This window comes from Acrocarpospora phusangensis (genome assembly GCF_016862995.1).
GTDB lineage: Bacteria > Actinomycetota > Actinomycetes > Streptosporangiales > Streptosporangiaceae > Acrocarpospora > Acrocarpospora phusangensis.
This window is the reverse complement of sequence record NZ_BOOA01000018.1, coordinates 1-19,481: the sequence shown is the minus strand read 5'-3', so window position 1 is coordinate 19,481 and position 19,481 is coordinate 1. Positions and strand designations below refer to the sequence as shown.

Here is a 19,481-nt window from a genome sequence, read left to right as displayed (position 1 = left end):
TGGGGTATCGGTGAACTGGGTTAACGCGATTGTGCAGGGCATTCTGCTGGGCGGGCTTTACGCGCTGTTCGCGTGCGGGCTTTCCCTGATGTTCGGCGTGATGCGCGTAATAAACCTCGCCCATGGCGATTTAGCGGTCGCCGCCGCATATATCGTCATCGCGATGGGGCCGGCGCCCTGGTCATTCGCCGTCGTCATTCCGCTTTTCGGGGCATTGGGATATCTGCTCCAGCGGTCGCTCATCCAGGCGGGCATCGACCGGGGGCCGCTGACCACGCTGCTGGTCACGTTCGGGCTCTCCGTCGTGATCGCCAACGCGCTGCTCGAGGTGTTCACGGCGGACAGCCACTCCTTCGGCACGGGCGCGTTCGGCTCCGGTTCCGTCGAGATCGTGCCCGGGCTCTCCGTCGGGTACCTGTCGGTCGCGGTGTTCGCGGCCGCGGTGGCCGTGCTGGCCGGGTTGCAGGGGTTCCTGCGGCGGACGGGGACCGGACGGCTGATCAGAGCGGTCGCCGACGATCCGGAGGCGGCCCGCCTGTCGGGGGTGCGGCACCGGCACGTGTTCGGGATCGCGGCGGCGATCGCCTTCGCGTCGGTCGCGCTGGCGGGGCTGGCGTTCGGGATGTATTCCTCGTTCGCGCCGTCGTCGGGGACTTCGCGGTTGTTGTTCGCGTTCGAGGCCGTGGTAATCGGCGGGCTCGGATCGCTCTGGGGGACGCTGCTCGGCGGGGTGGTGCTCGGGCTTTCTCAGGCGATCGGGGCGCAGATCAATCTGAGTTATGCGGTTATCGCCGGACATTTGGCCTTTCTGGTGGTTCTGGCGCTGCGGCCGCAGGGCCTCACCGGCGCCGGCGTGCCTCGCGCGCGGTTTTCCCCTCTGCGGCGGGCGCGCCGGTTTCTCGACGTATGGCGGGCGAGGCCGGCTCCGCCCGCTCCCCGGGGACGCCTCCTGGAGAGTACGGCCCGGCCGCCCGTCACGGGCCTGGCGGTCGCCGCCGCAGTCGTGGCGGGGCTGGCCTGCCTGCCGTACGTCGTGTATTCGGGGACCACGGACACGCTGGTGAACCTGTTCATCCTGCTGACCATGGCCAGCGCGTGGAATCTGCTGGCCGGGTACGGCGGGCTGGTGTCCGTGGGGCAGCAGGCGTTCGTCGGGCTGGGGGCGTACGGCACGCTGATGCTGGCGCAGCGGGGGGCCGATCCGTTCGCCGCCCTGCCGCTGGTGGTGCTCGGGTGCGGGGCGGCGGCCCTGCTGATCTCGCTGCTGGTGTTCCGGCTGCGCGGGGGGTATTTCGCCATCGCCACCTGGGTGGTGGCGGATGTCTGCCAGCTGGTCGTCAGCCGGTTCCCCGAGCTGGGCGGCGGGACGGGGGCGAGCGTGCCCGGTCTCGGCGGGATCGGTCCGGCGCTGCTCGGGGCGATGACGTACTGGGCGGCGCTGGCCGTCGCGGTGGTCACGGTCGGCGGGATCTGGCTGGCGCTGCGGACCCGGCTGGGCCTGGCGCTGACCGCCATCAGGGACGACGAGATCGGGGCCCGGAGCCTGGGCGTGCGGGTCGCGCGGACGCGGCGGATCGTGTACGTGCTGGCCGCCTTCGGCTGCGGGGCGGCGGGGGCGCTGCTGGCGGTGAGTCAGCTCCACGTGGAGCCGGCCTCGGCCTTCGCGGTGCAGTGGACGGCACAAATGATCTTCGTGACGGTGATCGGCGGGCTCGGGTCGGTGGAGGGGCCGATCATCGGGACGGCGCTCTACTTCGTGCTCCAGCAGGCGCTGGCCGGGTACGGCGCCTGGTATCTGATCATTCTGGGCGTCCTCGCGACGGCGGTGGCCATCTGGGCGCCGCGGGGACTGCGGGGCCTGGTCCTCGACCGCTGGGCGGGCTTGCCCGGCTGACACGCCTTCGTCACCTCCGTGACCGCTTCGGTAAATCGATGGACATCGCGTGCTAGCGTAAATTCATCAGCTGTTGATTTACTCTTGGCCTGGTCATAACCTGGCCGCAAGGAGGCGGTCGTATGTCGTACATCCTGAAATTTCAGGACATCGGGTTAGAGGATCTCGGGCTCGCCGGCGGGAAGGCGCTCAACCTGGGGATTCTCACCGCCGCGGGGCTGCCGGTGCCGCCGGGCGTGGTGGTGACCACCGAGGCGTACGACCGGGTGGCGGGCTCGCTCGACCTGGCCGCCGCCGCGTCCGACCCGGCCCGGGCCAGGGCGATGGTGATGAGCGCCCCGATCCCGGACGACATCGCCAAGGCCGTACGGCAGTTCGGGGACGTGCCGGTGGCGGTGCGTTCCTCGGCCACGGCGGAGGACCTGCCGTACGCGAGCTTCGCCGGGCAGCAGGACACCTACCTCAATGTCGTCGGCGGCGACGCCGTGCTCGACGCCGTGCACCGCTGCTGGGCGTCGCTGTGGACGGACCGGGCGGTCGCGTACCGGACGGCCAACGGGATCGACCACCGGGCGGTCAGCCTGGCGGTCGTCATCCAGGAGATGGTGCAGTCCGAGGTCGCGGGGGTCATGTTCACGGCCAACCCGGTGACCGGGCGCCGCCGCGAGGCGGTCATCGACGCCAGCCCGGGCCTCGGCGAGGCCGTCGTGTCCGGCGCGGTCAACCCCGACCACTTCACCGTGCGGGACGGGCGGATCCTGGAGCGGCGACTGGGCGACAAACGCCTGGCCGTACGGTCCCTGGCCGGAGGCGGGGTCGAGCATGTCACGACCGCGCAGGACGCGGCGTGCCTCACGGACGCGCAGGTCCTGGCGCTGGCCGCGCTCGGGAACCGGGTGGAGGACCACTACGGCGCGCCGCAGGACACCGAGTGGGCGATCGACGCCGGCGGGGAGCTGTGGCTGACCCAGGCGCGGCCGATCACCACGCTCCACCCGGTGCCGGACGGGCCGCCCGGACTGCGGGCCTACTTCTGCTTCAGCCTGGCGCAGGGCCTGACCCGCCCGATCACGCCGATGGGCCTGTCGGCGTTCCGCGTGCTGTCGGCGTCGATCTCCGCGACCGTGTTCGGCGCGCCGGTCGCCGACCCGCGCGCCGGCGGCACCGCGTTCCACGAGGCGGGCGGCCGGGTGTTCATCGACCTGACGCCGGTCCTGCGCAGCAGCCTCGGGCGGGCGATCGTGCCACGCGTCTTCGACGTGATGGAGGCGCGTTCGGCGACCGTCATGCGCGGCCTGTTCGGCGAGCCGGAGTTCAGCCTCACCCAGCGCTCCAAGTGGCCCGCGATCAGGCGTGGGCTGCGGCTGGCGCGGAGGTACCGCATCCCGGTGCTCGCCGTGCAGGCCGTCGCCAACCCGGAGAAGGCCCGCAAGCGGGTCGACCAGGTCGGCGCGAGCCTGCGGGCCCGGCTCCCGCTGCCCGCCGGCGTCAGCCCGCTCGACCATGTCGAACGGCTGCTGGCCACGCAGATGATCCCGGTCCTCCCGTTGATCCTGCCCGCCGCCGCGCCCGGCTTCATCCTGCTCGGCCTGGCCACCAAGCTGCTCGGCGGGAAGGCCGGGCCCGGTGAGGTGCAGACCGTGCTCCGCGGCCTCCCGCACAACGTCACCACCGAGATGGACCTGGAGCTCTGGCACCTCGCCGAGCGCATCAGGAAGGATCCGGCCGCGGCCCGGGCCCTGCGCGACGACCGCTCCGGTGCCCGCCCGCCCGGCCTCGACGACTTCCTCGCCCGGTACGGCGACCGCGCCGTCGCCGAGATCGACCTCGGCCTGCCGCGCTGGCGTGAGGATCCGTCGCATGTGGTGGGCGTGCTCGCCAACTACCTGCGGCTGGAGGACGCGTCCATGGCTCCGGACGCCCTGTTCGCGAAGGGCGCGGCCGAGGCCGAGGCGATGATCGCCGAGCTGGGCCGCCGGGCGGGGGGTCTGCGCGGGCGCTTCGTACGGTTCGCCCTCGGGCGTGCGCGGGCACTGGCCGGGCTGCGCGAACTTCCCAAGTACTACCTGGTGGTGGCCTTGGCGACCATCCGCGAGCTGCTGTGGCAGGTCGGCGCGGAACTGGCGGAGCGCGGTTCGATCGAGAAGGCCGAGGACGTCTTCTTCATCACACTGCCCGAGGCGCGCGACGCCGGCGACCTGCGCGCGACCGTCGCCCGCCGCCGCGACGAGTACGACCGCGAGATGCGCCGCCGCCACATCCCGCGCGTCCTGCTCTCCGACGGCACGGAACCCGAGGCCGTCGCCACCGCTGCTCCCGCCGCCGACGGCGCGCTGACCGGCACGCCCGCCTCCTCCGGCGTGGTCACCGGCGTCGCCCGCGTCGTCCTGGACCCGGTCGGCGCGCATCTGGAGCCGGGCGAGATCCTCGTCTGCCCCTCCACCGACCCCGGCTGGACGCCGCTCTTCCTGACCGCCGCCGGGCTGGTCATGGAGATGGGCGGCGCCAACTCCCACGGCGCCGTCGTCGCCCGCGAGTACGGCATCCCGGCCGTCGTGGGCGTCCCCCGGGCCACCGAGTCCATCGAGACCGGTCAGCGGATCACGGTGGACGGAACGTCGGGAGCGGTGACCTTCGCCGAGTGAACCTTCCGGGGCCCGGCGGTGAATACGAGCCATGAGACGTGCATGCGCCGTATTCGCCGCCGGGTTCCGGTCCTCGCCCCGCGAACCGTCGACCTGCTCGTCCGCGAAGACCGGGAGATTCCGCTCACCGTGAGGGCGTCCGGCGACCGGGCGCGCTCGTTCTGGTGATCGATTGATTACCGTAGGTTCGATATCTACGATCACGCTCATGGGAATTCCGACTGAACCAATCGGTAGTATCCCCCGACCCCCCGAACTGCTCGCCGCACTCTCCGATCATGCGGCGGGCCGGATCAGCGCAGGTGAGCTGGCCGAACGGCAGGACGTGGCCGTCGCCGACACGATCGGGCGGCTGGCCGAGCTGGGCTGTCCCGTGCTGGTCGACGGGGAGCAGTCCAAGCCGAGCTTCGCCACCTACCCGATCAGCGGCTTCGCCGGGCTCAGCCCGGACGGCGCGGTCATCCCGTTCGCGGACGGCCACACCCGGCAGCTGCCCCATCTGACCAGCGGTCCCTTCAGTTACCAGACGCACGCGGACACCTATCTCAAGGCCGCCCAGCGCCACACGAGCCTGCCGGTCAAGCAGGCCGTGATCGCGCCCTCCGCGCTGAGCCTGCTGTATCCGGCGGACGGCATTCCCGGCTACCCGCGTGAACGTTTCATCGCGGACCTGGTGGACGCGGCGGAGGCCGACATCCGCGGCTGCCTGGACGCGGGCGCGCACGTGGTGCAGCTCGACTTCACCGAGGGCCGCCTGTCACTCAAGCTCGACCCCAGCGGGGGCGTGCTCGACGCCTTCATCGGCCTGAACAACCAGGTCCTCGAACGTTTCACCGCCGAGGAGCGGGCCAGGATCGGGGTGCACACCTGTCCGGGTGGCGACCAGGACTCCACCCACAGCCTGGACATCGACTACGCGGGCTTGCTCCCGAAGCTGTTCCAGCTGAAGGCGGGCAACTTCTACGTGCAGCTGGCCAGCGAACCCGACCCGGACCGCGTCCTGGCCATCGTCGCCACCCACCTCCCGCCGGACGCCCGCGTCTTCGTCGGCGTGACCGACCCGATCGACCCCGTCCTCGAAACCCCCGAACAGGTACGCGACCGAGTCCTGGCCGCCGCCCGCCACATCCCCCCGGCCCAGCTGGGCACCTGCGACGACTGCGGCTTCTCCCCCTTCGCCGACGACACCTCCACCTCCCGCGACCTGGCCTTCGCCAAAATCAGCGCCCGCCTGGAAGGAACCGCCCTGGCCTCCGCCGCTCTCGGCACCTGAACACTCGTCGCCGGCCCCGCCGCGGGTCATTCTGTCAGGCGCTCCAGTTTCAGCGGCTGACCAGCCGGAGCAGCTCCTTGTGCCCGTCGGGCATCCCGGCGGGCAACTCATCCGGGGCGAACAGGCGCGCCTCCAGGACCTCACGCGGGTCGAGCCGCAGCCCTTCGAGCCCGCCCACCAGGGTGGCTTCGTAGTACACCTCGATGCGCAGTTTGAAGCCGCTGTTCACCTTGAGCAGCCGTCCGACTTCGACGGTCAGCCCGGTCTCCTCCCGGACCTCCCGCGCGATCGTGTCCTCGTGGCGTTCGCCTTTGTGCGCGTACCCGGTCGGGAACCCCCACGGCCGCTCGGTGGGCCACAGCCGGTGCCGCAGCAGCAGCACCTGCCCGTCCTCGGTCCGTACGACTCCGGTGATGCCGCACATGAACTTCGCGTTCACCGTCCACAGAAACCGCCACTGAAGCGGCTTGGCCAGCCGCCACACCCTCGCCAGCAACGCGTTCACGCCCACCTCCGCACCCGGCCGCCTGGCCCAACTCTGCCAGACGGCCGGGGTGACGGAGATCAGTTATCGCGATCGGCGCCCAGGGCTTCGATCAGCCAGGTGAAGGGCGGGATGACGGAAGGGCCGGGCGGGTGGTCGTTCAGGGTCGCCAGGAGGTGCCAGTAGCGCTCGACCTGGGCGTCGGCCAGGATGGCCAGCCGGGTCGCGAGCCGGGCGCGTTCGGCGGCGCGACCGTGACCCGCCGGGTCAGGATCCGCTGGATGTCCTCCAGTCCGATGCCGAGCTCGCGCAGGGTCTTTACCAGCTCGAAGCGGGCGACGGCCGCCGCGTCGAACAGGCGGTAGCCGCCCGCTGACCGGCGCGCCTCCGCCACCACGCCGCTGTCGGCCCAGAACCGGATGGTGTGGACCGGCAGTCCGGTGCGCCGGGCCAGCCGGCCGACCGTGAAAAGCTCCGCGTCGTCACTCACGACCCCAACGCTGCACCTTCGAGCTACCCGAGAGTCAAACCCGGGAGGTCAGGCGTACTTGTCGCGGAGGTGGTTCTTGAGGAGTTTGCCGCTGGCGTTGCGCGGGAGTGCGTCGGTGAAGGAGACCGTACGGGGGCATTTGTAGTGGGCGAGGTGGGTTCGGGCGAAGGCGATGATCTGGTCGGGGGTGGTGGGGCCGGAGTCCGGGCGGAGGACGACGACGGCGTGGGGGGATTCGCCCCATTCGGGGGACGGGCGGCCGATGACGGCGACCTCGGCGATGGCGGGGTGGGCGGTGAGGACGGATTCGACCTCGGCCGGGTACACGTTCTCGCCGCCGGTGACGATCATGTCTTTGAGGCGGTCGTGGAGGTAGAGGTAGCCGTCCTCGTCGAAGGAGCCGCCGTCGCCGGTGCGCAGCCAGCCGCCGGGCAGCAGGGTGGCGGCGGTCTCGTCCGGCCGCTGCCAGTAGCCGAGCATGACGTGCCCGCCGCCGATGAGGACTTCGCCACGCTGGCCGGCCGGGAGTTCCTGGAGGGTCTCGGGATCGACGACGCGTACGGGCACGCCGGGCATGGGACGGCCGGCGGAGGTGAGGCGGCGTTCCTGGCCGGGGGCCGGGAGGTGGTCTTCGGGGCGGAGCATGGTGACGCCGCCCGTGGACTCGGTGAGGCCGTACGACTGGAGGAAGCGGCAGCCGATCGTCTCGGTGGCCCGCAGGATGACGGGGAGCGGGATGGGCGACGCGCCGTACACGACGTATTTGAGGGACGACCAGTCGTTGCCGGAGATGTCGTCCAGGGAGACCAGGCGCTGGATGAGGGTGGGGACCAGGACGGCGTGCGAGACGCGGCGGCTGATCAGGAGGTCGCGGAGGGTCTCCGGGGAGGTCGCCGTCTCCAGGAGCAGGGCCGCGCCGTTGACGGCGGCGATCAGGGCGAGGCCGAGGCCGGAGATGTGGAAGTACGGGATCGGGGCCATCGCGACCGAGGTCCCGTCGAGTTCGATCTCGTAGTGCATGGTGGCGAGCGCCTGGCCGAGGTTGCGGCCGTTGAGCATGATGCCCTTGGGCAGGCCGGTGGTGCCGGAGGTGTAGAAGATCAGCGCGGCGTCCTCGGGGTCGGGGACGACGCCGGGGTCCTCGCCCGGGTGCGCGTCGCGCCAAGCTTGGTAGGAGTCGGCGGTGACCACGCGGGTCAGGGACGGCACGGCTCCCGGTTCCGGGGCCAGTCCGGCGTCGCCCGCGCCGAGGACGAGGGCGGCGGGCCGCGCGTCGGTGAGGATGCGCAGGACTTCTCCGGCGGTCAGCCGGTTGTTGACGGCCGTCGCGATCGCGCCGATCTTCGCGGCGCCGTAGAGGACCTCCAGGAAGGCCGGGGAGTTGACGCCGATGTAGGCGACCCGGTCCCCCGCTTGTACGCCGTCGGCCAGCAGGGCTTGGGCGACCTGGCTGGAACGGCGGTCCAGGTCGGCGAAGGTCGTCACGGTCGAGGCCGGTTCGATGACGGCGGGCAGGCCGGGAGTGGCCGCGGCGCGGCGGCGCAGGATGTCGGCCAGCCGGTCCACCCGACTGCCGTCGGCGTGCCGCGCGTAGTCCCGATCCGAGCCCTCCGCGTGCGCGGTTCGCTGCGTCTCGTCGCCGCCGTCCAAGGAATCCGCGCCGTCCAAGGAATCCGCGCCGTCCAACGAATCCCCGCGGTCCAGGGAATCCGCGCCGTCCAACGAATCCGCGCCGTCCAGGGAATCCGCGCCGTCCAGGGAAAAGGTGCCGGTGGGGCCGGTGTCCGGGTCTGCTCCCCCGCTGCCGTTCGCCTGCCGGATGCGGTTGCTCGTCATGCCGTCCTCCGGGGGAAGGGGTAGGGGGCGAAGACCGGGGGTTCGAAGAGGCCGGGCGGGGCGGCGACGACCTCGGGGATGGCCCGGATCGCGGGGCCGGCCGTGACGTACTGGCCGGCGGTGGTGCGGCTGGCGGGGTCGTCGGGCTCGATCAGGTTGAGGGTCATGGTCAGGCCGGGTTTGCCGGTGACGGTGACGGTCCAGTGGTCGCGACCGGCGTACCGGGGCATGGCGGGGTCCATGGTCCAGATGATCGAGAGGGTGAGCACCGGGCGGCCGGCGGACATCGCGTGCCAGCGCCATTCGGTGGCGGCGACCGTGCCCTTGGCGATCGTCCCGGCCGCGACCTGGAGTTCGCGGTCGGCCAGTTCGACGTGGTGGTCCGGCTCGTACGCGTCGACCGTCAGACCCAGACGTTCCGCCATGAAGGCGAGGGTCTCCTTGTACAGGTGGCCGTACAGGACGGGCAGGTCGCCGTTAACGAGGTCGATCGCGGCGGGGTCGGAGCCCATGCCCATCACGGTGAAGGCGAAGTCCGGGTCGGGCACCCGGCTGGCGTCCAGGACCTCGTCGATGACGATGCGCTCCAGGTCGAGGCAGACGCCCGTGAGCGCGAGCACGATCCGCTCGCCGACGACGCCGGGGCTGACCCCGACTCCGTAGAGCGTGGCCCCGCCCTCCAGGCACGCGTCCAGGAACATCCGCTCCCGCTCAGGGCCGTGCGCCCGCGGAAAGTGGTTCCCCGCCGTGGTGATCACGTTCTTCCCCGACCGCAGCAACGCGCAGATGTCCGCGTCATGCGTCTGGTACGGCACCTGCAACCGCGGCGTGTGCACCACCACGTCGGCGGGAGTCCGCAGAATCTCCTCCCGATCCCGGGTGGCGATCACCCCGGTCAGCGGACGCCGGGCGATGTCCCCGGCGTCCCGCCCCACCTTCCGGTCCCCGTAGACGAACAGCCCGGCGAGCTCCAGCTCAGGCGAGTCGAGCACCGCGCGCAGACAGGTCTTCCCGACGGCCCCGGTCGCCCACTGAATGACCCGGATCGTCATGACCCCTCCGGAACAAGCCGAATCCGCAACCCCGCCAACTCGACCGTCTCCTCACGGGACCCCGTCGCCCGTAAATCCACACCCACCAGCCCCCGCCTCCCCTGGACGGGCACGAACCGCACAACCCTCGACTCCACCCGCACCACCCCTCCGGGAAGCACCTCGGCATCGAACAGGTACGCCCACAGTTCGGCCATGGCGGCTGGATCGGCCACGGCAACGTCCGCCGCGAGAATGTCCCCGGCCTGCGGCGAGGTGTCAACGCCGGCGGCCGGCCAGGTGTCGTAGTGCCACGCGCGGCCGGGTGGGATCTCGTCGGCTTCGACGAGGACGCCGAGGTCGGCCGGGTGGAGCTGGGTGATGGTGGCGCCGTGGAAGTCCTGCTGGTGGATGACGCGCACCCCACGCTCGGCGCACCTCCGGGTGAGGGTGGCCGTGGCGGGGACGCGCAGGGCGAGCAGGTAGCCGCCTTCGCCGTCGGTGAGGAAACGGTTGAGGCGGGAGGAGGGGCCGGTGGGGGCGACGAGTTCGATGTAGGTCTCGCCGAGGGTGAGGATTTCGTTGGTGATGCCCCAGGAGGCGAGTTCGGGGTCGGGGAAGCCGGGGGCGAGCGAGAGACGTTCGCGGATGCCGGCGGTGGTCAGGTCGTGGACGGCGACGGTCGCCTGGATGAGGGTGCTCATCGGCCGGTCCGGAGATTCTCGACGGTGAGGAGCTTGGCGAGCTGGCGTTCGTACCGGGCGGGGTCGCGGGCCAGGCGGGCGCGGGCGTCGACGGCCATCCAGTCGGTGTCGGCGACGGGTTCGCCGCGTTCGACCGCGCGCAGCCCGGCGCGGGCGATGTCGCGCGGGTCCTCCTTGCGGCCGTCCACGTGCGCGGCCATCCGGGTGTCCACCGACCCGACGATCAGCGAGGTGACCTGGGTGTTCTGCGCGGCCAGCTCGGCGCGGGCGATGGTGCCGAGCCAGAGCGCGGCGGCCTTGGAGGTGGAGTAGCCGCCCATGAACGGGCTGGGCACCATCCCGGCGACCGACAGCACGTTGGCGATGGCGCCGCCGCCGTTGGCCCCGAGCACCGGCGCGAAGGCCCGGATCATGGTGAGTGTGCCGAAGTAGTTGACCTCCATCTCCTCCCGGGCCGCCGTGAGGTCGTCGGTCATGATCAGCCGCTCGTTGGCGAAGTAACCCGCGTTGTTGATCAGCAGGGTCACGTCCGCGCAGGTCCTGGCGGCTTCGGCGGCCTGTTCGGGGTCGGTGATGTCGAGCCGTACCGGGATTCCGGTGGTGACGTCGGCGGGGTTGCGGGCGGCCGCGTAGACCTTGGCGGCGCCCTGGGCGAGGAGTTCCTCGACGAACGCCTGGCCGATGCCGCGGTTGCCGCCGGTCACCAGCGCCGTACAGCCCTTGATCACTGCGCACCCCCCGTGTACACGATGTCGTCCGGAAATTTCCGGCCACGGGCGAGCGTGTCGGGATCGGGGACGAGCATTCCGAAGATCCACGTCTCGGCCGCCGGCGCGTCGTGGCTCCACTCCCAGACCAGCGCCCGGTGCGCGATCCCCCACCTGCCGTCCCGCCGCTCCAGCCGGTCCACGATCCGCGCCCCCACGAACGAGGCCCCGGGACCGCCGGGTGTCTTGACCCGCGAGTACGTCGTCACGTACGACTCGGCCACCGCCGAATCCCCGTCCAGCTCGATGAGCACGTTCGTCATGGCGTGCATGGTCCTGCTCCGGGGATGGGTGAGCACCCGCGCGATGCCGGCCACGTAGTCGGTCGCGCTCCCGGCGAAGACGCCGCCGTGGTCCTCGGTCGCCCCCGGCAGGTAGCACGCGGCGACCCCGTCCAGATCTCCCCGGTCCACCGCGCGCAGGTACCGCGCCAGCACCTCGTAGATCTCCTGTTTGTCGAGCAGCGCCTGAAGCCGATCGTCCATGGCAAACCTCCGTCCTGCCCGCACGCTACAACTAAGAGAGTGACTAAGACCAGGGTCAGGGTTGGTTGCAGTGATGTTTCGGTCGGATTGCGAACCGTTGACTGCCTTACTCTCTTTGTTGTAGTAAGGCTGTGACCAGCAACACACTGCTAACTGAAGTATGAAGCTCGCATTGGAGCACGTCAGATGCAGATGGTTCGCACGACCGGAACCGACCGGCCCGCCCTCACCGTGACCGACGTGACCCTGCGCTTCGGCGGCGTCGCGGCGCTCGACGGCGTCGGCTTCACCGTCGCCCCCGGCGAGATCTGCGGCCTGATCGGCCCCAACGGAGCCGGCAAGACCACCCTGTTCAACTGCGTGACCCGGATCTACCGCCCCGACTCCGGCGGCGTCAGCTTCGGGGACACCGACCTGGCCCGGGTCCGCCCGCACGACGTGGTCCGGCTCGGCATCGCCCGTACCTTCCAGAACCTGGCCCTGTTCCCGTCGCTGACCGTGCTGCAGAACACCGTGGCCGGGGCGCACGCGCGGCACCAGGCCGGCTTCGCCGCCGCGCTGCTCGGCTGGCCTGGCACCCGGTCCCGGCAGCGCAGGATCGAGGGCGAGGCCATGGACATCCTGGCCGAGCTGGACCTGACCGACGTCGCCCACCGGCCCGCGCACGGCCTGCCGTACGGGACGCTGAAACGGGTGGAACTGGCCCGCGCGCTGGCCGCGCGGCCGAGGCTGCTGCTGCTCGACGAGCCCGCCGGCGGGCTCACCCACGCGGAGGTGCGCGACCTCGGCGACCTGATCCTGCGGCTGCGCCGCGACCACGACCTCGGCGCGCTGCTGGTCGAGCACCACATGGGCCTGGTGATGAGCATCTCCGATCACGTCGTGGCCATGGAGTTCGGCCGCAAGATCGCCGACGGCACCCCCGACGAGGTGCGCGCAGAACGCCGCGTCATCGAGGCCTACCTCGGGAAGGCGTCATGACCCTGCTCTCCGTCCAGAACCTCACCGCCGGGTACGGCCAGGCCCGCGTCCTGCACGGCGTGGACCTGACCATCGAGGAAGGCGAGGCCGTCGTCGTGCTCGGCGCCAACGGCGCGGGCAAGACCACCACGATGCGCGCCCTGGCCGGCCTGATCGGCTTCGGCGGCCGGGTGGAGTTCGAGGGCTCGCCGCTGGCCGGCCTGCGCCCGGACGCCGTGGTGGCCCGCGGCGTCAGCCTGGTCCCGCAGGGCCGCGGCACCTTCCCGCACCTCACGGTCCTGGAGAACCTGCACGTCGGCGCCGCGTTACGCCGCGACAAGCGCGGCATCAAGGAGGACATCGAGCGCTGGTGCGGCGTCTTCCCCGTGCTGGCGGAGCGGACCGGCCAGGCCGCGGGCACCCTGTCCGGCGGCGAGCAGCAGATGCTGGCCGTGGCCCGCGCCCTGATGAGCCGCCCCCGCCTGCTGCTCTGCGACGAGCCCAGCCTGGGCCTGGCCCCCAAGATCGTGGCCGAGCTGTTCGGCATCCTGGCGACGATCAACCGGGAGCAGGGCGTCTCGCTGCTGCTGGTGGAGCAGAACGCGGAGCTGGCGCTGGCCCTGGCCGGCCGGGTCTACCTGCTGGAGGTCGGCCGCGTGATCGCGTCGGGCACGGCCGCCGAGTTCCGCGAGGACGAGACCGTCCGGCGCGCCTACCTGGGCTACTGAGGACCACCCATGGACATCTTCCTTGAACGGCTCTTCGACGGCGTCACCAACGGCGCCGTGTACGCGATCATGGCGCTGGCCCTGGTGGTGGTCTTCCGGAGCACCGGGACGATCAACTTCGCCCAGGGCGAGATGGCGCTGTTCACCACCTACCTGGCCTGGTGGCTGACCACGGTCGGCCTGCCCATCTGGGCCGGCGCGCTCGCGGCCGGGGCCACCGGGTTCCTGCTCGGGGCGGTGGTGGAGCGCACCCTGATCCGGCCGATCCGAAGACGCAACGACATGGCCTCGCTGATCGTCGCGCTCGGCCTGTTCACCGCGTTCAACGCGCTGGCCGGGCTGCTGTGGAACTCCGAGACCAAGCCCATGCCCAGCCTGTTCCCGGCCGGTCTGGAGGACTTCTTCCCGGTCGCGGGCGCCCGCCTCTACTGGGACGCGCTCGGCGTCTGGCTGGTCGTGCTCGCCCTCATCGCGGGCGTGTTCTTCCTGTTCAACCGGACCAGGCTGGGCCTGCAGATGCGGGCGGTGGCGGACAACGCCGAGTCGGCCGCGCTGAGCGGGGTGCCCACCGGGCGCATCCTGATGCTCGGCTGGGGCCTGGCCGGGATCGTCGGCTCGCTGGCCGGGGTGCTGGTCACGCCGCTCTCGGCGACGCAGCTGAGCCTGACCACCATGTTCCCGATCCTCATCTACGCCTCCGCGGCCGCGCTCTTCGGCGGCCTGGACAGCCCTGTCGGCGCGGTCGTCGGCGGCCTGGCCATCGGCGTGCTGGAGGCCCTCATCACCGGCTACGTCGAGTTCATCGGCGGCACCCTGCCGCAGACGGCGGCGCTGGTGGTCATCGTCCTGATCCTCCTGTTCAGGCCGACCGGCCTGTTCGGCACCCGGCAGCTGGAGCGCCTGTGACCCCCATCCACGTGCGCACCGGATCGGCCGCCCACCGCGGGCTGCAGATCGCCGGCCTGGCCGCCGCCGCCGGCGCGCTGCTGCTCGGCGCGACCATGGAGGCGTTCCGGGTCGGCCAGCTCACCAATGTGATGATCTTCGCCATCGCGATCAGCGGCCTCAACCTGGCCACCGGGTACACGGGGCTGCTGTCCATCGGGCATTCGGCGTTCTTCGGGCTCGGCGCTTACACGACCGGGGTCATGGTCGTCACGTACGGCGCCGCCCCCATGACCACCATCCCGCTCGCGGTGCTGCTGTGCGCCGTGCTCGGCTTCGTGGTCGGCCTGCCCGCGCTCCGCATCCGCGGCCTCTACCTGGCCCTGGTCACGCTGGCCGTCGGGGTGGCCTTCCCCGAGGTGGTACGCAGGTTCGAGGACCTCACCGGCGGCGCGGCCGGGCTGGTGATCCGGTCGCGGCAGCTGGCCCCGCCGGAGTGGACCGGGCTGACCGTGCCGCAGCGCGGCATCTGGCTCTACTGGGTGAGCGCGGCGGCCCTGCTGATCACGCTGGTGCTGGTCCGCAACCTCACCCGCAGCCGCCTCGGCATCGCCATGATCGCCACCCGGGACAACGAGATCGCCGCGGCGGCCTCCGGGGTCCGGCTGGCGACCGTGAAGACCACCGTCTTCGGGCTCTCCGGCGCCGTCACCGGCCTGGCCGGAAGCCTGTTCGCCATGTACGTCGGCGCCCTCTCCCCCGACGGCTCGTTCACGCTGCTCAAGTCGATCGAGCTCATCACCGGCCTGTTCCTGGGCGGCGCGGCCACCCTGTTCGGCCCGGTCGTCGGCGCGTTCGCCGTCGTCTACCTGCCCTACTTCACCGCCGACCTGGCCTCCGGCCACGTGTCCGGGGTGATCTTCGGGGCGGTCCTCATCGCCATCGTCTTCCTGATGCCCGAAGGGATCGCCGGGGTCGCCGGCCGCTTCCTCGGGCGCTTCATCCGCATCGCCCCCCACGAAAACCAGGGAGAACGCCCGTGAGAAACCGATACCTGGCCGCCGTCGGCCTGTCCGCCGTCCTGCTCGCCGCGGGCTGCGGCGGGGGCGAGACGGCCGCCCCCGCCTCCCCCGCCGATCCCGCCGCCACGGCCGCCGCCCCCGCCTCCTCGGCCGCGAGCGTGACCCCGACCGACGGCTGCGCCGACCCGGCCGCCGCCGCCCAGCCGATCACCGGCACCCTGAAGGTCGGCTGGAGCGCCGCCCTGTCCGGGCCGCTGGCCCAGGCGGTGGGCGCGGTCATCGACGGCATGAAGTCCCGCTTCGCGGTCGCCAACGCGGCCGGCGGCATCGGCGGGGTGAAGCTGGAGGTGGTGGCCAGGGACGACGCGTTCAACCCGGAGAAGGCCAAGGCCAACGTGGGCGAGCTGATCCAGGCCGACGGCGTGCACGTGCTCAGCACGTTCGGCTCCGGCCAGCTCAACGCCATCGCCGACGACCAGAACGAGGCGTGCGTGCCGCTGCTGTTCGGCCAGGCGTCGGTGCCCGCCTACCGGGACGCCGTGAACTTCCCGTGGACCACCGAGTACCTGCCCTCCGCCGAGGTGGAGATGGCCGTCGTGGTCGCCCAGCTGAAGCAGAAGTACCCGGACGGCGTCGACGTCGCCCTCGCCGCCAACCAGACCGAGTCCGGCCAGGGGTACGCGAACGGCTTCAAGAAGGCCATCGAGGGCAGCAACATCAAGATCGTCAAGGAGGCGCCGCTGACCGACCCGAACGCGGCCGCCACCACCCTCAAGGCCAGCGGCGCGAAGGTGCTGGTGGACGCCGGGGTGACCACCGACTGCCTGGCGCTCAGCATGGCGGTCGGCCGGGCCGGCTGGAAGCCGGAGACGTTCATCCAGCCCGCCAACTGCGTGGACGGCAAGACCCTGTACGAGCCCGCCGGGGACGCCGCCGACGGTCAGCAGATCATGGTCTGGCTGAAGGACCCGGGCAACCCGATCTACGCCGACGACCCCGGCGTCAAGCAGTACCTGGCCGACCTGGAGGCGCAGGGCAACAAGCTGCCGCTGAACAACTACACGGTCAACGGCTGGGTCGTCGGCGACCTGATGGTGGACGCCTTCACCAAGGCCGCCGCCTCCCCGGACGGCCTGAGCAGGCTCGGCATCATGAACGCGGCCAGGACCCAGAGCTACCACCCGCCGATGTTCATCGACGGCATCGACTGGAAGGTGACGCCCACCCAGGCCCTGGGCATCATGGCGTTCCGCCCGTTCGCCTGGTCGGCCGAGAAGAAGACCTTCGAGGCGCAGGGCGACGTCATCGACATCTCGCAGAACTACCAGTGAGCCGGGCGATGACACGAGGTTTGCACCCCGCCGGCCGGGTGGCGGAGTACACCGCCCTCGGCTGGTGGTCCGACGAGACGATGGACGAGCTGTTCCGGGCCAGGGTCGCCGCGGAACCGGACCGGCTCGCCCTGGTCGATCCGGCCAACAAGGCCGCGCTGGCCGGCATGGAGCCGCGCCGGCTCACCTGGCGGGAGCTGGACGACGAGGTGAGCAGGCTGGCGGCCGTGCTGCTGCGGCGCGGCCTGCGCGCCGGCGACGTGCTGGCCGTGCAGCTGCCCAACACGGTCGAGCTGGTGACCGTCTACCTGGCCTGCTGGCGGCTGCGCGTGGTCGTGTCGCCGCTGCCCGTGCAGTACCGGGAGCACGAGGTGCGCGAACTCGGCGCTCTGGCCGGGTTCGCCGCCTTCCTCACCGTTGCCGCGATGGGCGACCGGCGGCTCGCCGACGAGGCGCGGCAGGCGTCCGGCGTGCCCGTCTTCGCGTACGGCGAGGGCCTGGCCCGGGAACTCGCCGCGCTCGACCTGACAGCGGCCCGCGACGAGGTCGAGAAGTACGCCGCCGCCAACCCGGCCGACCCCAACGACTGCGTCACCATCTGCTGGACCTCCGGCACCGAGAGCACCCCGAAGGGCGTGCCGCGCACCCACTACGACTGGCTGGCGATGAGCTGGGCGACCGTGGACGCACCCCGGCTGACCGGCGACGACGTGCTGCTGAACCCGTTCCCGATGGTCAACATGGCCGGGATCAACGGCATGTTCCTGCCGTGGCTGCGGGTCGGCGGCGTGCTGGTCCAGCACCACCCGTTCGACCTGCCGACGTTCCTGGGGCAGATCAGCGCGGAGCGGGTGACGTACACGGTCGCTCCGCCCGCGCTGCTCACGCTGCTGCTGGCGAGGGCCGAACTGCTCGCCCGGGCGGACATCTCGTCGCTGCGGCTGATCGGGTCGGGCTCGGTGCCGCTGGCCCCGTCGATGGTGCGCGGCTGGCAGGAGGACCACGGCATCGGCATCGTCAACTTCTTCGGCTCCAACGAGGGCATCGCCCTGCTCACCGACCCCCACGACGTGCCCGACCCGGCCCAGCGGGCCCGCTTCTTCCCCCGGTACGGCGTGCCCGGCGTCACCTGGTCCAGCAGGATCTCCCGCCAGGTCTCGGTCCGGCTCGTCGACCCGGAGACCGGTACGGAGGTCACCGAACCCGGCGTGCCCGGCGAACTCCGCATCAAGGGCCCGACCGTCTTCGCCGGGTACCTGAACGGCGCCCGGCTCCCCGACCCGTTCGACGAGCAGGGCTACCTGCGCACCGGCGACGTCTTCGTGATCGACGGCGAGCGCGGCGAGTTCCTCCGCTACGTCGACCGCGCCAAGGACCTGATCATCAGAGGCGGCATGAACATCGCCCCCGCCGAGCTGGAGGGCCTGCTCGCCGGGCATCCGGCGGTCGCCGAGGTGGCCGTGGTGGGCTACCCCGACGAGGTGCTGGGCGAGAAGGTCTGCGCCGTCGTGGTTCCCGCGCCGGGCGCCGAGGTCTCCCTCGACGACCTGGTCGCGTTTCTCCGTGAGGCGAAGATCGCCTCGTACAAGCTGCCGGAACGGCTGGAGGTGCGGGGCGCGCTGCCCCGCAACCCGGTCGGCAAGATTCTCAAGCGCGAGCTCCGCCAGGAGATCGCGGAGGGGGACGCGTGAACGACGAGGAGCGGCTGGCCGTGGCCAGGGACATGGTCGAGGCGTGGAACACGCTCGACTGGGAGCGGGTGGTCGGCCTGTTCGCGCCCGACGGGGTCCTGCACAGCGTGATGCAGGAGCCGCTGACCGGGCGGGAGGCGATCAGGAACCGGCTGACGGTGCTGACCGACGGCCTGGAACGGCTCAGCCTGCAGATCCGCGCGATGGGCGTGATCGGCGGCCGGGTCTTCATGGAGCGCCTGGATGTCTTCGACGTGCGCGGCAGCCACGGCGAAGTGCCGGTGGTGGGCGTGCTGACCATCCGGGACGGGCTGGTCACCGAGTGGCTCGAATACTACGACCGGGCCACGCTGCTGCGCGGCATGGGCCTGGCCCAGGACTTCGCGGCGTGACCGCACGCTCCCCGGACACCTGGGGCGGGCTGCTGGCCAACGCGGTCCGGCGCTTCGGCGACCGGACCGCGATCGCCGTCCGCGGCGAGCGCCGCAGCTACACCGAACTGGGCCGATCGGCTGCCCGGTTCGCGAACGCGCTGCACGCCCATGGCGTACGGCCCGGCGATCGGGTGGCCCTCATGGCCGAGGACCGGGTGGAGACGCTGGAGGCGTACCTGGCCTGCGCTTTCGGCGGCTTCACGGCGGTGCACGTGAACGACCGGCTGACGGCTCCCGAGGTGGCCGAGATCCTGGCCGACGCCGATGTGCGCGCTTTCGTCGTCACGTCGGGCCGGGCCGGGGTGGTCTCGGAGCTCCCGGGCCTGTACGACCTCGGGGTCGTGGTCACGATCGGCGACGACCCGATCGTGGGAACCCGCTACACGGATCTGCTCCGCCAGGCGTCCGACCGGCTGCCTGATCCCGCCCCCGGCGGGCATCCCGCCGTCATCGGCTACACCAGCGGCACGACCGGAACGCCCAAAGGGGTGGTGTTCTCCGACGCCACCCTCACGCGGATCATCCGGCACATTCCGTTCCACTACCGGCTCTCCGCCGGGAGTCGGTGCGCGTTCACCGGGACGTTCTCGTTCGTGGCCGGGCTCTGGGGGGTGATCCTGCCTCACCTCTACCTGGGCGGCACACTCTCGTTCATGGCCGGGCGCGATCCCGATGCCTGGGTGGACGCCATGATCCGCGAGGGTTCGAATTTCACTTATGCGCCCAGCCCGCTCGTGCCTGCCTTCATCGAGGAGGTCCGCCGGCGTCCGGAGGTCCTGGACACTCTGGGCACCATCCTGCACTCGGCCTCGGCGCTGCCG

General features: G+C 71.5%; 19 protein-coding genes. 12 read left to right on the top strand and 7 right to left on the bottom strand.

Annotated features, from left to right (window positions below):
• Positions 1-10 precede the first annotated feature (10 nt).
• From Aph01nite_RS13185 to Aph01nite_RS13175, 4 genes are all read left to right on the top strand, one after another.
• Entirely contained in the window at positions 11-1,894 is a 1,884-nt protein-coding gene (locus Aph01nite_RS13185) for an ABC transporter permease (protein ID WP_204041134.1), read from the top strand.
• A 122-nt stretch (positions 1,895-2,016) separates the two neighbouring features.
• Complete coding sequence (locus Aph01nite_RS13180) at positions 2,017-4,539, top strand: PEP/pyruvate-binding domain-containing protein (protein ID WP_204041133.1); 2,523 nt, start codon at positions 2,017-2,019, stop codon at positions 4,537-4,539.
• Between the two features lie 42 nt (positions 4,540-4,581).
• Positions 4,582-4,707 carry a hypothetical protein gene (locus tag Aph01nite_RS42130; RefSeq protein ID WP_275419224.1) on the top strand — a complete coding sequence of 42 codons (126 nt, stop codon included), beginning with the start codon at positions 4,582-4,584 and terminating at the stop codon, positions 4,705-4,707.
• 40 nt (positions 4,708-4,747) lie between these two features.
• The gene (locus tag Aph01nite_RS13175; RefSeq protein ID WP_204041132.1) at positions 4,748-5,812 is read left to right on the top strand and encodes a cobalamin-independent methionine synthase II family protein; all 1,065 of its coding nucleotides are present in this window, start codon (positions 4,748-4,750) and stop codon (positions 5,810-5,812) included.
• Between the two features lie 49 nt (positions 5,813-5,861).
• Here the strand turns inward: Aph01nite_RS13175 and Aph01nite_RS13170 are convergent, their stop codons facing one another.
• The 7 genes from Aph01nite_RS13170 to Aph01nite_RS13140 all read right to left on the bottom strand — a co-directional run bounded on the left by Aph01nite_RS13170 (position 5,862) and on the right by Aph01nite_RS13140 (position 11,609).
• Positions 5,862-6,317: an NUDIX domain-containing protein gene (locus Aph01nite_RS13170; protein ID WP_204041131.1), complete on the bottom strand. Its 456-nt coding sequence runs from the start codon at positions 6,315-6,317 to the stop codon at positions 5,862-5,864.
• A 139-nt stretch (positions 6,318-6,456) separates the two neighbouring features.
• On the bottom strand, positions 6,457-6,786 hold the full coding sequence (locus Aph01nite_RS13165; RefSeq protein WP_204041130.1) for a helix-turn-helix domain-containing protein: 330 nt from the start codon (positions 6,784-6,786) through the stop codon (positions 6,457-6,459).
• Positions 6,787-6,834: 48 nt separating this feature from the next.
• Positions 6,835-8,622: an AMP-binding protein gene (locus tag Aph01nite_RS13160; protein ID WP_204041129.1), complete on the bottom strand. Its 1,788-nt coding sequence runs from the start codon at positions 8,620-8,622 to the stop codon at positions 6,835-6,837.
• Positions 8,619-9,674, bottom strand: coding sequence for an NAD(P)H-dependent amine dehydrogenase family protein (locus Aph01nite_RS13155; protein ID WP_204041128.1), 1,056 nt, complete (start codon positions 9,672-9,674; stop codon positions 8,619-8,621). The genes Aph01nite_RS13160 and Aph01nite_RS13155 overlap by 4 nt, the downstream gene beginning before the upstream one ends.
• Positions 9,671-10,357, bottom strand: a complete 687-nt coding sequence (locus tag Aph01nite_RS13150) for a VOC family protein (RefSeq protein WP_204041127.1) — start codon at positions 10,355-10,357, stop codon at positions 9,671-9,673. The genes Aph01nite_RS13155 and Aph01nite_RS13150 overlap by 4 nt, the downstream gene beginning before the upstream one ends.
• Positions 10,354-11,085: an SDR family oxidoreductase gene (locus tag Aph01nite_RS13145; RefSeq protein WP_204041126.1), complete on the bottom strand. Its 732-nt coding sequence runs from the start codon at positions 11,083-11,085 to the stop codon at positions 10,354-10,356. Before Aph01nite_RS13145 ends, Aph01nite_RS13150 begins: the two co-directional genes overlap by 4 nt.
• Positions 11,082-11,609, bottom strand: a complete 528-nt coding sequence (locus Aph01nite_RS13140; protein ID WP_204041125.1) for a nuclear transport factor 2 family protein — start codon at positions 11,607-11,609, stop codon at positions 11,082-11,084. Before Aph01nite_RS13140 ends, Aph01nite_RS13145 begins: the two co-directional genes overlap by 4 nt.
• Before the next feature lie 186 nt (positions 11,610-11,795).
• On the opposite strand from Aph01nite_RS13140, the gene Aph01nite_RS13135 reads away from it, so the two are divergent.
• The 8 genes from Aph01nite_RS13135 to Aph01nite_RS13100 all read left to right on the top strand — a co-directional run.
• The gene (locus Aph01nite_RS13135; RefSeq protein WP_239161643.1) at positions 11,796-12,590 is read left to right on the top strand and encodes an ABC transporter ATP-binding protein; all 795 of its coding nucleotides are present in this window, start codon (positions 11,796-11,798) and stop codon (positions 12,588-12,590) included.
• Positions 12,587-13,297 (top strand): ABC transporter ATP-binding protein, encoded by a 711-nt coding sequence (locus Aph01nite_RS13130; RefSeq protein ID WP_204041124.1) that lies wholly within the window; start codon positions 12,587-12,589, stop codon positions 13,295-13,297. Before Aph01nite_RS13135 ends, Aph01nite_RS13130 begins: the two co-directional genes overlap by 4 nt.
• A 9-nt stretch (positions 13,298-13,306) precedes the next feature.
• Positions 13,307-14,203, top strand: a complete 897-nt coding sequence (locus Aph01nite_RS13125; RefSeq protein ID WP_204041123.1) for a branched-chain amino acid ABC transporter permease — start codon at positions 13,307-13,309, stop codon at positions 14,201-14,203.
• Positions 14,200-15,225 (top strand): branched-chain amino acid ABC transporter permease, encoded by a 1,026-nt coding sequence (locus Aph01nite_RS13120; RefSeq protein WP_204041122.1) that lies wholly within the window; start codon positions 14,200-14,202, stop codon positions 15,223-15,225. Before Aph01nite_RS13125 ends, Aph01nite_RS13120 begins: the two co-directional genes overlap by 4 nt.
• Entirely contained in the window at positions 15,222-16,535 is a 1,314-nt protein-coding gene (locus tag Aph01nite_RS13115) for an ABC transporter substrate-binding protein (RefSeq protein ID WP_204041121.1), read from the top strand. Before Aph01nite_RS13120 ends, Aph01nite_RS13115 begins: the two co-directional genes overlap by 4 nt.
• Before the next feature lie 8 nt (positions 16,536-16,543).
• The gene (locus Aph01nite_RS13110) at positions 16,544-18,226 is read left to right on the top strand and encodes a class I adenylate-forming enzyme family protein (RefSeq protein ID WP_239161642.1); all 1,683 of its coding nucleotides are present in this window, start codon (positions 16,544-16,546) and stop codon (positions 18,224-18,226) included.
• Positions 18,223-18,618, top strand: a complete 396-nt coding sequence (locus tag Aph01nite_RS13105; RefSeq protein WP_204041120.1) for an SgcJ/EcaC family oxidoreductase — start codon at positions 18,223-18,225, stop codon at positions 18,616-18,618. The genes Aph01nite_RS13110 and Aph01nite_RS13105 overlap by 4 nt, the downstream gene beginning before the upstream one ends.
• Positions 18,615-19,481: class I adenylate-forming enzyme family protein (locus Aph01nite_RS13100; RefSeq protein WP_204041119.1), on the top strand; the 867-nt coding region annotated here is incomplete at its 3' end. The genes Aph01nite_RS13105 and Aph01nite_RS13100, both read left to right, overlap by 4 nt.

Coding starts and splice junctions, on each gene's coding strand:
- Aph01nite_RS13180 (WP_204041133.1), top strand. CDS start 2,017: ATGTCGTACATCCTGAAATTTCAGGACATCGGGTTAGAGGATCTCGGG.
- Aph01nite_RS42130 (WP_275419224.1), top strand. CDS start 4,582: ATGCGCCGTATTCGCCGCCGGGTTCCGGTCCTCGCCCCGCGAACCGTC.
- Aph01nite_RS13175 (WP_204041132.1), top strand. CDS start 4,748: ATGGGAATTCCGACTGAACCAATCGGTAGTATCCCCCGACCCCCCGAA.
- Aph01nite_RS13160 (WP_204041129.1), bottom strand. CDS start 8,622: ATGACGAGCAACCGCATCCGGCAGGCGAACGGCAGCGGGGGAGCAGAC.
- Aph01nite_RS13155 (WP_204041128.1), bottom strand. CDS start 9,674: ATGACGATCCGGGTCATTCAGTGGGCGACCGGGGCCGTCGGGAAGACC.
- Aph01nite_RS13150 (WP_204041127.1), bottom strand. CDS start 10,357: ATGAGCACCCTCATCCAGGCGACCGTCGCCGTCCACGACCTGACCACC.
- Aph01nite_RS13140 (WP_204041125.1), bottom strand. CDS start 11,609: ATGGACGATCGGCTTCAGGCGCTGCTCGACAAACAGGAGATCTACGAG.
- Aph01nite_RS13135 (WP_239161643.1), top strand. CDS start 11,796: ATGCAGATGGTTCGCACGACCGGAACCGACCGGCCCGCCCTCACCGTG.
- Aph01nite_RS13130 (WP_204041124.1), top strand. CDS start 12,587: ATGACCCTGCTCTCCGTCCAGAACCTCACCGCCGGGTACGGCCAGGCC.
- Aph01nite_RS13125 (WP_204041123.1), top strand. CDS start 13,307: ATGGACATCTTCCTTGAACGGCTCTTCGACGGCGTCACCAACGGCGCC.
- Aph01nite_RS13110 (WP_239161642.1), top strand. CDS start 16,544: ATGACACGAGGTTTGCACCCCGCCGGCCGGGTGGCGGAGTACACCGCC.